The organism is Mesorhizobium silamurunense, assembly GCF_014843905.1.
Classification (GTDB): Bacteria; Pseudomonadota; Alphaproteobacteria; order Rhizobiales; family Rhizobiaceae; genus Mesorhizobium; species Mesorhizobium silamurunense.
Map to the genome: position 1 here is coordinate 116828 of NZ_LPVS01000061.1, position 11677 is coordinate 128504.

Below are 11677 nucleotides of genomic sequence, written 5' to 3' on the forward strand. Positions count from 1 at the left end.
GGCAGCGGATCGCCGGCGTCGGAAAACGCGCCGTCATCCGGATGGCCGGACCGCTCTGCCGAAATGAATGTGTGTGCTTGCCCCTGAACTGGGAGGCGGCGATTTATCGCAAAACCGGGAAAAGGGAAACCCTCGTTCCGGGAAAAAAATCAATCCTTGCGGAAGACGATGCGTCCAAGCCAGCCGGTGAGCATGGCGAGCGACACGGCGAAGACGCCGTAGAGGAAGGAATAGTCGTGCGCGACGCGGAAGATCGACTGTTCGAAACCGGACTTGCGGATCTCGAGCTGGGCCGAGCTTTCCTTCACGAACATGCCGCTCTTGAACAGGAAGGCACGCGCCTTGTGCGTGCCGACCGGGATGTTGGGCGCGAGCCGGACGGTGGCGCGGAAAAGGTTCTGCGACAGGAACTGCACGCCGCCGACATTCTCGCTGTAGAGGCCGGTCGCCGCCTTGCGCGAGCGGAGTGCCGAGGTGAATTCCTCGATCGTCGCCAGGCTGTCGCTGGGCTCGGCCGGTTGCATGTAGAGGTTGGAAGCGCCGAGCGACAGTTGCTTGTAGCTGTTCGGCTCGGTGATGTCCTGCAGCGGGCGGGTCGTCGCCACCGAATAGGACACCGGCACGTTCTCGAACGTTTCCGATTCCAGATTGACCCAGACGCCGAGCACCCTGTCCTTGCGGCGCACGACGACGGGGCGAGCGGGACCCTCCAGCACGACGATGACATCGTAGCGTCCCTGGCGCGCAATCAGCGGATCGGGATTTTCCAACGAGCCGAAAATGGTGAGGTCAGCGCCGGAAAAACCGGCAGTGATCGAAATGGCGTCGGTCGACAGGCCGATCTGGATGCTTTCGGCCGCCGGCGTCTGTGCCGCCGCCGGCAGTGCAGCGGCAGCAAGCGACAGGAAGGAGGCGGCTGCGAGCGCTCTCAATCCCGCCATCAGGTCAGGCCCGCGAGCGAATAGCGATTGGGCGGGGTGACAAAAAGGTCGATGGCCAGGCGGATGGCGACGGCGAGCACCAGCAGCGCAAGCAGGGCCCGCAACTGCTCGCCGCGCAGCCTCTGGCCGGCCTTGGCGCCGTATTGCGCGCCGGCGACACCGCCGGCCATCAGCAGGAAGGCAAGGATCACGTCGACGGTCTGGTTGGTCGTGGCATGCACCAGCGTGGTGTAGGCCGACGTGAAGATGATCTGGAACAGCGAGGTGCCGATGACGACATTGGTCGGCACCTTGAGCAGGTAGATCAGGGCCGGCACCATGATGAAGCCGCCGCCGACGCCCATGATCGAGGATAGGAAGCCGATGGCAGCGCCGAGGCCGAGCACCGGGATGACGCTGACGAACAGCTTCGAGGCGCGGAAGCGCATCTTGAACGGCAGCCGATGGATCCAGTTGTGCTGGCCGGATTTCTTCAGCACCGGTGCCGCGCCGCTGCGGCTGGCGCGCAGCGCGTTGACGCTCTCGACCAGCATCAGCCCGCCGACGGTGCCGAGCAGCGCGACGTAGAGCAGCGAGATGAACAGGTCCAACTGGCCGAGCCGGCGCAGCAGCGCAAAGACATAGATGCCGGCGGTCGAGCCGACGATGCCGCCGGCCAGAAGCACGCCGCCCAGCTTGAAGTCGAGCGTGCCGCGCTTGAAGTGCGACAGCGCGCCGGAGAAGGAGGAGGCAATCACCTGGTTGGCCCCGGTGGCCACCGCGATTGCCGGCGGGATGTTGTAGAAGATCAAGAGCGGCGTGATCAGGAAGCCGCCGCCGACCCCGAACATGCCCGACAGGAAGCCCACCGCCGCGCCCATCGCCAGCAGCACGAAGACGTTGACGGAAATTTCCGCGATCGGGAGATAGATGCCCACCCGTCTGTCTCGATCAGTTTGCCAATCGGCGAATGCCGCCGTCCCCAGCAGTTTCGCACCGAAAAGCCAATTTTTTCTTGCGCCGACGCGGCGACGGGGGTCAAACCCCGCCGCCGCGCCGAAACAAAAACCATCTCAATCAGTTAACAGGCAAATCTGTGGCAAGCCGTCGCGGAAGCGACGCGCCTGCCGTTATTTGCGCGCCAGCAGTGCCTTGACGAGCGGCGCGTCGATCTCGCCGGTCGGCTTCATCTTGTTGTCGGTCTGGAAGGCCATGATGGCGTTCTTGGTCTTGTCGCCCATCACACCGTCGGCGCCGCCGGCGTCATAGCCGTTCTTGTTGAGGATCAGCTGGATGTTCTTCACCGCCTTCTTCATGTCGATGCTGGCGGTGGTCTGGGGCGTGCTGTCCTGCCAGGATTCCGGAATGTCGGCTGAGTTGGCGGTCGCGTTGAGCGGCTTTGGCTTCCACAGTTCCGTGGCGGCGCGGGCGCGCTCGAGCTGCTCGGGCCTGAGCGCATTGGCGATCTCGTCGCGCTTGGCCGCGGCGTCCTTGTCGCCGGTCTTGGCGACGAGGGCGAACCATTTGTAGGATTCCTCCAGGTTCTGCTTCATGCCGACGCCCTTGGCCGAAAGAATGCCGAGATTGAACTGGCTGTCCTTCACGCCGAGATCGGCCGCCTCCTGGAACCAGTGCGCCGCCGATTCATTGTCGGTCACCCCGTCCGCCGCCATGGCGAACAGCACCGCCAGATTGTGCATGGCGCTGGCGTTGCCCTGTTCCGCCGCGAGCTGGTAGTAGGTCTTGGCCTTCTTGACGTCGCGCGCGACGCCGATGCCCTTCTCGTAGAAATTGCCGATGCGGTATTCGGCCGGCGCGAAGCCCAGTTCGGCGGATTTCTCGTACCATTTGGCCGCCGCCGCCATGTCTTCCTTGACGCCGCGCGATTCCGCGTAGCGCGAGCCGATCTCGAACAGCGCCTTGACATCGCCGCCCGCGGCCGCGTCGCGCAGCGCCACCGGGCCGATGTCGGTCGGGATATCGATCTTGGCGACCGATGCTGCGGTCTGGCCGCCTGCCGGCGGGACGGCGCCCGTGGTGTCGGCGGACGTGGTTTCCGGCGTGCTGGCTGAAGAAGCGCCGGCGGCCGGGGTGCTGGCCGCCGGTGCGCTGGTCATGGGCTGCACATCCGCATCCGTGTCCATGGCCGGCGCGTTCACCGCCGGACCTGTCGGTTCGGACGGCATGGTTGAAGCCAGCGGGACCGGCGCCGGCTGGGCCGGCGCCGACAGAGCCGTCGGAGTAGGCGCCGATTCGGCTGGCGCGGCGGCGGCGGGAATCTCGGAACCGGACGGCTGAGCCGCGGCTTGTGGCGCCGGATCGTCCTTCACTGGCTCGGCCGACCTGACGACACGCTCCGGCGCGCTTTCGGGCTTCGCCGCGTTCGCGCCAGCCTTGGGCGCGCCGACCTTGGGCGCGCTTGCATTGAGCGATGCGGTATCGACCGTCTGCGTGGAGACTATCGGCGCGACGTCGTTGCTGGCGACCGGCGCCGGATCGGAGAAGAAGGCCTTGCCGAGTTGCAGGCCGGCCAGCGCCATCATGATCGCGGCGGCCGCCATCAGGATCGGCTTGCGCCGCGCCTTGAGCAGGTCGCCGATTCTGAGCGCCTTCACCGGACCGGTCATGGTCGACTGCCGCTTCAGCGCGTCGGCTTCCGCCGCGGCGGCCTGCGCCGCGCGGCGGGCGGCCGCGATGAAATCGGATTTGGCGGCGTCCGTCTCGCTGCGCTTGGCCGGCTGGCCACCGCGCTCGTCGCGCACGCGCTTCATGATGGCGTTGAGGTCCGGCGCGCCGGAGCCTGGCTCCAGCGGCCGGTTGGCCGCTCTGGGGTCGAGCGGTTCGTCGATATCGACGGTCGGAACGTCGCCGGCCGGCGCCGAGCTGGCAAGCGGTGGCGTGTCCTCGTTCTTCTTGCCCTTGAAGGCGCGCGCCAGCCCGCTGAACATCGACTTCTTGCCGCCGGTCTTCTCAGCCTTCTCGCCAATCGCGTCCGATCCGAGCGCGGCCATGGCGGCCGCCGCCGCGGCCTCGGCGGGCGTGCGAGAGGCAGGTTCGCCACGCGTAACAGGTTCGCCCGGTGCAGTCGGTTCGCTTCGCGTAGCCGGCTCGTTGCGCAGGATGGAGGCGGCCCGCGCGTCGAGATCGGCGATGTCTCCAGTCAGTGGCAGCGGCTGGTCGATATCCATCGACGGCGCGCCCTGCACAGCGATCTTGCCGGAGCGGGCGGCCCGTTTGCCGCCCGGCTGCGGGTCGAGCAGTTCGCTGATCGCTTCGCTTGGCTCGCTGGTCTCGAGCGAGCCCAGCCGGTCGACGATCTTGAGCAGCGTGTCGTGGATGGCCTCGAAGGTTCGCGAATTGCGCTCGTCGGAGCGGCGGGTGAGCGCTTCGAGGGTCTTCAGGTCCTGCGCCAGGCCGCTCACGGCGGCCGCGTTGGAAGCAGCCGTGTCGGAGCTCGACTCGGCCAGCGACCGGACGGCGTTCTCCGCCGCTTCGCGCGCGACGCTGAGGATGGAATCGCGCGTGCCGGCCAGCGACCTCTCGATCTCGTTGAGGCGCGGGCTGATGTCCTCGAAGTCGGGCAGCGGCGCGCTCGGCTTCGAAAGATGCGCCGAAAGGGCGGTCACCTGCGACTCCAGGCTGCGGATCAGCGCCGGATCGATGCCGGCGACTTGCGCCGCGGACGATTCCAGCCGGCTGGAAATGTCCTCGAGCCGGCTTTCCAGGCCGCGGATCGCCATCTCGTTGGCGGGATCGGGCGCGCGCGTCTCGATGCGTTTGGCAAGTGCGGTGAAGCGGGCGTCGATCGCCTCCATGATGCCGGCGCCGTCGTCCTGTCGCATGCGCTGGTCGAGCCTGTCTGCGACTTCGTCCAGCCGCCGCTCGAGGTCGCGGAACAGCATGTTGCCCTGCTCGATCGCATCGCCCTGGCGGCGCTCGAGCAGCGTGGACAGCGCGTCGAAACGCTGCTCCAGGCCTTGGAAGATATGGTCGGCGTCGGGCATCGCCGGCGCGCGGTCCATTCTGTCGGTGATTAAGGCGATCTGCTTGCCCAGACGCTCCATCGCCTGCTCCGGCAGGTTGGTGCGTCCGGCGAGCTCGTCCACCCGGCTGGACAGAAGGTTGAGGCGGTCGATGACCTCGGCGCCGGGGCGCGACTGCGCGACCTCCTCGATCTGCTGCGCTAGCGAGGCGATCCGCTTCTCGATGCGGCCGAAGGCTTCCGGATCGAAGGCATTGGCCTGCGCGGCCACCGTCGAGGCGACGATGGCGCGCGAGATCTCGTCCAGCCGCTCGTCGATCATGGCAAGCGTCTCGCCGCCGCGCATCGTCTGCTGGCCGGCGAAACGGTCGACCGCGCCGGCAAGGATGCGTACTTTTTCCTCCAATGAACTTAGCGACAGCGACTGCGGCAGGTTGTTGACCGCGCTGCTGATCTGTTCGAGCCGGTCGGTGAGCACCGAAAGGCTGGGACCTTCGGCGCGCTGGCGCTGGTCGGCGTCGACGCGATCCTCGAAGGCGCTCCAGCGACGGTCGAAATCGTCCCAGCGGCGGTCGACGGCCCGCACGCTTTTATCGACGGCTTGCACGCTTTCCTCGCGCGCCAGCGTGTCGAGCGCCGCCTTGACCTGCTCCAGCTCGAGCCGCAGCAGGTTGACGCTGCGGTCGTCGCTCTTTTCGGCAAGCGTGTGGATGGCGCCGGAAAGCCGTTCGAACTCGAGGCCGAGCTCGGCGCTGCTCTTGTCGGCGGGGATGCCATGCTGACTGCTCGCCTGCATGGCTCGATCGATATCCTGGCGCAGCGCGTCGAATTCGCGTTGCAGGCCGGCGGTCATCTGGTGGCGCAGCTCCTCGCGCAGGCCGCGCAGTTCGACAGCGATCTTGCCCACCATCGCGACGCCGTCTTCCTGTCCGCGCACCCGGTCGATGTCGCGGGCAATAGCCTGATAGTTGGGACCGAAGTCGGAAGCGGTAGGCGTCGGGTTTTGCGGCCCCCGGTTTTGCGGCCCTAAGTTTTGCGATCCCCGATTTTGCTCCCTCTGCGTGGTGTAGGGGTCCTCGTACCACCGGGGCGAACCGTAAGGCTGCGCGGCGGCATAGCGTGGCTCGGCGGCCGGTCGCCGCGGATCGGGGCGCTCGGGTGTGTCGACGCGGGTCCGTTCCAGCCGCTGCTCCAGCGTTTCGAGCGAGCGGTTCAGCTCCTCCAGCGAGGTGTGCGGCCGGCGTTGCCTGCCGGCGTTGAGTGTATCGAGATAGGACCGCTTGCTGTTCATCGATGCGCCCGTGTTCAGAATGACCGGCCGTGGCCGGTTTCCCAAAGTCCTGCCGGGAACGAAGACGTCCGCGCGGTTTTGCTGCGGAGGAAGACGGGCTTCCCGGGTTCTTCACCCACGCTTCGAAAAACCGTGAAAAATTCGCTACAGGATAAACACGGGTGACCGACATGCGCACATTTCGCCCAACGTGGTAAACAACGCGTTAACCAAGCTTAAGAAGTCGCGCATAAATCCTGAGCTGCTTGCAAGGTGCGGCATAAAGTTCGGTTCCGACAACGCCCTTGCGTCAGGTGCCGGCTGTCGGTATAGGATTGACGTAAACGTAAAAGGTGCGAAGCCGTGCCTCTTGCGATTGATTTGTCGAAACCACGATTGGAAGCACGCCCCCGCTTCCACTCAGGCGACGCTTGGTCCGTGACCGCGACGCCATTAGGGGAAAGCCAGTGACCATGAAACTTGTTTCGCCCGGCGAAGCCGCGGCCAATAGCAATGACATACCGGCCGAGGCCGGCGAAGAATTCGTCCGCATCGGCGAGATGGCCAAGAAATACGGCGTGACCTTGCGCACGCTGCGTTTCTATGAGGACAAGGGCCTGCTCAATCCCAAGCGCGACGGCTCGACCCGTCTCTACACGCGCCGCGACAAGGCCCGGCTCAAGCTGATCCTGCTCGGCCGCAAGGTCGGGTTCTCGCTGCGCGACGTCAAGCAGATGATGGATCTCTACGATCCGACCGGCTCCAATACCAAGCAGTTGCGGCTGGCGCTCGACAAGTCGGAGAAGCAGCTTGCCCGCCTGCAGAAGCAGCGGGCGCTGATCGAAGACGCCATCAATGAGCTGAGCAATTCGATGACGGTCGTTCGCCATATGCTGACCGAGCGGGCCGCGCCGCAGGCAAGCGCCGCCGGCTGATTGCCTCTCGCGCTTAAGGCGAGCCCAAGATAGAAAAAGCCGCGCGGCCATGGCCGCGCGGCTTTTTGTTGCCTTCCATTCCGCGCTCACCAAAAATTTTTTGGCTGCGACGAAGTTGACGTTTACGCAAACGTCAATATTTGCTATCGGGGCATCGACATTGGCTCGGCCTCCCATCCGGACCTGGATCGGGAACTTGCTGGCTGGCCAGGACCGCAAGGGTGGAGGAAGGCATGACGATCTACAGGGCGCCCGTCCAGGACACGCTGTTCGTGCTCAACGACGTGCTTGGCTATCAGCGCTATTCTAATCTTCCAGGCTTCTCGGACGCCACGCCCGACGTCGTCGAGGCGATCCTCGCCGAAGGCGCCAAGCTTGCCGAAAACGTTATGCATCCGCTGAACCGCGTCGGCGACATGGAAGGCTGCGTGCGCCATGACGACGGATCGGTGACCACGCCCAAGGGCTTCAGGGATGCCTTCGACCAGTATCGCGAAGGCGGCTGGATGGGGCTGGCCGCGCCCGCCGAGTTCGGCGGCCAAGGCCTGCCCTACACGGTCCACACCGCGGTCTCCGAATACATGGTCTCCGCCAACATGGCGCTGATGATGTATCCCGGCCTGACGCAAGGCGCGATCGCGGCAATCGTCAGCCATGGCACGGACGAGCAGAAGGCCACCTGGCTGCCCAGGCTGATCGAGGGTGCCTGGACCGGCACCATGAACCTCACCGAGCCGCATTGCGGCACGGACCTCGGCCTGCTGCGCACCAAGGCGGTGCCGAACGGCGACGGCTCCTACAAGATCTCCGGCCAGAAGATATTCATATCCGCCGGCGAGCACGACATGTCGGGCAACATCGTCCATCTGGTGCTGGCCCGCGTCGAGGGCGCGCCGGAAGGCGTGAAGGGCATCTCGCTGTTCATCGTGCCGAAGTTCAAGCTCGACGGCTCGGGCAATGTCGGCGAGCGCAACGCGCTCTCCTGCGGCTCGATCGAGGAGAAGATGGGCATCCACGGCAACTCGACCTGCGTCATGAATTACGACGAGGCCGAGGGCACTTTGCTCGGCGAGTTGAACGGCGGCCTGAAGGCCATGTTCACGATGATGAACGAGGCCCGCCTTGGCGTCGGGCTGCAAGGGCTTTCGGTCTCGGAGATCGCCTACCAGAACGCGGTCTCCTACGCCAAGGATCGCCTCCAGGGCCGTTCGCTGTCGGGCGTCAAGGCGCCGGACAAGAAGGCCGACCCGATCATCGTCCATCCCGATATCCGCCGCTCGCTGATGACCATGAGGGCGTTCAACGAGGGCGGCCGCGCGCTGGCACTGTGGACGGCGATGAAGTCCGACGTCGCGCATCGAGCCAGTGATGACAAGGATCGCCAGGCGGCCGACGACTACACCGGCCTGATGACGCCGGTAGTCAAGGGCGTGCTCACCGACAAGGGCTTCGACCACGCGGTGATGGCGCAGCAGGTGTTCGGCGGCCACGGCTATATCGAAGAGCATGGCATGAGCCAATTCGTGCGCGATGCCCGCATCGCCATGATCTATGAGGGCGCCAACGGCATCCAGGCGCTCGACCTCGTCGGCCGCAAGCTGGCGCAGAATGGCGGCCGCGCCGTGCAGGCCTTTTTCAAGGAAGTCGGCGAGTTCTGCGAGGAAAACCGCGCCGACGAGAAGATGGCGCCCTTCACCAAGGCGCTGAAGAAGGGCCTCAACGACCTGCAGGCGGCGACCATGTGGCTGGTGCAGAACGGCATGGCCAAGCCAGACAATGCCGGTGCTGCCTCGACCGACTATATGCATCTCTTCGGCCTGGTGGCGCTTGGCTACATGTGGGGCCAGATGGCCAAGGCCGCCCAAATCAAGCTCGCCGAAGGCGCCAATGGCGCCGCGCCGTTTTACGACAACAAGCTGGTGACCGCGCGCTTCTACATGGAGCGTATCATGCCGGAGACGGCGACGCGGCTCGCCCGCATTTCCAGTGGCGCGGACGCGCTAATGGCGCTGCCGGCGGAAGCGTTCTAGAAATGCTCGGCGTCACCCTCCCCCTCGAGGGGTAGGGTGTCCTGAAGGGCCGGGAGAGGTCGCCCGCGGCAGCGCGCCGACCTCGTTTCTGGCGACGTGCCTTGTGAGGAGAAGTGCATGACCAACCCAGCCGACGTCCTTGGTCTTCCAAAACCCGCCTGGGCGGCGGACGAAGTTGGCATGCTCTACGACATGGCGCAGCGCTTCATGTCGGAGGAGATCGCGCCGCGCTACGTTGAGTTCGAGAAGAACGAGATGTTCGACCGCGAGAGCTGGCTGAAGGCGGGCGCTGCCGGACTGCTCTGCGCCTCGATGCCGGAAAAATACGGCGGCTCCGGCGGCACCTTCGCGCATGAGAGCGCCATCATCGAGGCGATCGGCCATGTCGGCGTCGACGGCTTCGGCATCGGCCTGCACAATTCGATCGTCGCCCCTTACATCCTGCATTACAGCTCCGAGGAGCAGAAACAGAAGTGGCTGCCGAAGCTGGCGACCGGCGAGTTGATCGGCGCCATCGCCATGACCGAGCCTGGCGCTGGCTCCGACCTGCAGGGCGTCAAGACACGCGCCGAGAAGGACGGCAACCACTACAAGATCAGCGGCTCCAAGACCTTTATCACCAACGGCCAGCTTGCCAACCTGATCATCGTCGTCACCAAGACCGATCCGGACAAGGGCGCCAAGGGCACCTCGCTGATCGTCGTCGAGACCGACGAGGTCGAGGGCTTCGAGCGCGGCCGCAACCTCGACAAGATAGGGCTGAAGGCCAACGACACGTCCGAGCTGTTTTTCAACGACGTGCGCGTGCCGACCTCGAACCTGCTCGGCCACGAGGAAGGCAAGGGCTTCGTCCAGCTGATGCAGCAGTTGCCGCAGGAGCGGCTGCAGATCGGCACCGGCGCGATCGCCATGATCGAGCGGGCGCTGGCGATCACCATCGACTATGTCAAGGAGCGCAAGGCCTTCGGCAAGGCGATCATCGATTTCCAAAACACCCAGTTCAAGCTGGCCGAGCTGAAGACCGAGGCGACCATCGGCCGCGTCTTCTACAACGACTGCGTTGCCCGCCATATCGCTGGCGGCCTCGACCCGGTCACAGCCTCGATGGCCAAATACTGGCTGTCCGACCTGCAGGGCAAAGTCGTCGACGAATGCCTTCAACTGCATGGCGGCTATGGCTACATGAATGAATATCCGATCGCCCGCATGTACCGCGACGCTCGCGTCCAGCGCATCTATGGCGGCACCAACGAGATCATGAAATTGCTGATCGGGCGCTCTCTCTGAGCGCCGCGACCGGCAAACCCAAGGAGCAGAAAAATGGCCGAAGCTTACGTCTATGACGCCGTGCGCACGCCGCGCGGCAGGGGCAAGAAGGATGGCTCGCTGCATGAGGTGCCGGCGGTGCGGCTCGCCGCCAGGACCCTTGAGGCGCTGCGCGACCGCAACGGGCTCGACACCGGCAATGTCGATGACATCATCTTCGGCTGTGTCGACCCGGTCGGCGAGGCGGGCTCGGTCATTCCGCGCGCCGCCGCCTTCGAGGCCGGCTATGACACCAAGGCACCGGGCATGCAGATCTCGCGCTTCTGCGCCTCTGGTCTCGACGCCATCAATTTCGGCGCCGCCAAGATCGCTCAAGGCGCGGACGAGATCGTCATTGCCGGAGGCGTCGAATCTATGTCGCGCGTCGGCATGGGCATGTCCGGCGGTTCATGGTTCATGGATCCGTCCGTCGGCCTGCCCGGCTGGTTCGTGCCGCAAGGCATCTCGGCCGACCTAATCGCCACGAAATACGGCTTCAGCCGCGACGACGTCGATGCCTACGCGGTCGAGAGCCAGAAGCGTGCCGCCAAGGCCTGGGGCGAGGGCCGCTTCAAGAATTCGGTGATCCCGATTAAGGACCAGAACGGCCTCACCATCCTCGACCATGACGAGCACATGCGGCCCTCGACCGATATGCAGTCGCTGGCCTCGCTCAACCCGTCCTTCGTCATGCCCGGCGAGATGGGTGGCTTCGATGCCGTCGCCGTGCAGAAGCATCCGGAAGTCGAGGAGGTCAACCACGTCCACCATGCCGGCAACTCCTCCGGCATTGTCGACGGCGCCGCGGCTGTGCTGCTCGGTTCGAAGAAGGCCGGCAAGGCGATGGGCCTCAAGCCACGCGCGCGCATCCGCGCCTTTGCCAATATCGGCTCCGAGCCGGTGCTGATGCTGACCGGCCCGGTCGACGTCACCGAGAAGCTTTTGAAGCGCGCCAAGATGAAGCTGTCGGACATCGACCTGTTCGAGCTCAACGAGGCCTTCGCCTCGGTGGTGCTGCGCTATATGCAGGCCTTCGACATCCCGCACGACCGGATCAACGTCAACGGCGGGGCGATCGCCATGGGACATCCGCTCGGCGCTACCGGCGCGATGATCCTGGGCACGGTGCTGGACGAGCTGGAGCGCCGCGACCTGAACACCGCGCTGGTCACGCTCTGCATCGGCGCCGGCATGGGCACCGCCACCATCATCGAACGCGTCTGACGGGGAGAGAA

Annotated in this window: 7 protein-coding genes; 4 read left to right on the forward strand and 3 right to left on the reverse strand. The window is 65.3% G+C overall.

What is annotated here, in order from left to right; genetic code table 11:
* Positions 1-149: 149 nt before the first annotated feature.
* From AU465_RS17430 to AU465_RS17440, 3 genes are all read right to left on the reverse strand, one after another.
* The gene (locus AU465_RS17430) at positions 150-941 is read right to left on the reverse strand and encodes a TIGR02186 family protein (RefSeq protein ID WP_192250173.1); all 792 of its coding nucleotides are present in this window, start codon (positions 939-941) and stop codon (positions 150-152) included.
* Positions 941-1858, reverse strand: a complete 918-nt coding sequence (locus AU465_RS17435) for a sulfite exporter TauE/SafE family protein (protein WP_095814174.1) — start codon at positions 1856-1858, stop codon at positions 941-943. Before AU465_RS17435 ends, AU465_RS17430 begins: the two co-directional genes overlap by 1 nt.
* Before the next feature lie 192 nt (positions 1859-2050).
* Entirely contained in the window at positions 2051-6193 is a 4143-nt protein-coding gene (locus tag AU465_RS17440; RefSeq protein WP_192250176.1) for a peptidoglycan-binding protein, read from the reverse strand.
* Positions 6194-6645: 452 nt separating this feature from the next.
* On the opposite strand from AU465_RS17440, the gene AU465_RS17445 reads away from it, so the two are divergent.
* The 4 genes from AU465_RS17445 to AU465_RS17460 all read left to right on the forward strand — a co-directional run bounded on the left by AU465_RS17445 (position 6646) and on the right by AU465_RS17460 (position 11666).
* Complete coding sequence (locus AU465_RS17445; protein ID WP_192250348.1) at positions 6646-7107, forward strand: MerR family transcriptional regulator; 462 nt, start codon at positions 6646-6648, stop codon at positions 7105-7107.
* A 233-nt stretch (positions 7108-7340) separates the two neighbouring features.
* Positions 7341-9137, forward strand: coding sequence for an acyl-CoA dehydrogenase (locus AU465_RS17450; protein ID WP_192250179.1), 1797 nt, complete (start codon positions 7341-7343; stop codon positions 9135-9137).
* A gap of 117 nt (positions 9138-9254) precedes the next feature.
* A complete protein-coding gene (locus AU465_RS17455; protein WP_192250183.1) occupies positions 9255-10424 on the forward strand; it encodes an acyl-CoA dehydrogenase family protein in 1170 nt (389 codons plus the stop codon).
* Between the two features lie 33 nt (positions 10425-10457).
* Positions 10458-11666, forward strand: coding sequence for an acetyl-CoA C-acetyltransferase (locus AU465_RS17460; RefSeq protein ID WP_192250187.1), 1209 nt, complete (start codon positions 10458-10460; stop codon positions 11664-11666).
* Positions 11667-11677 lie beyond the last annotated feature (11 nt).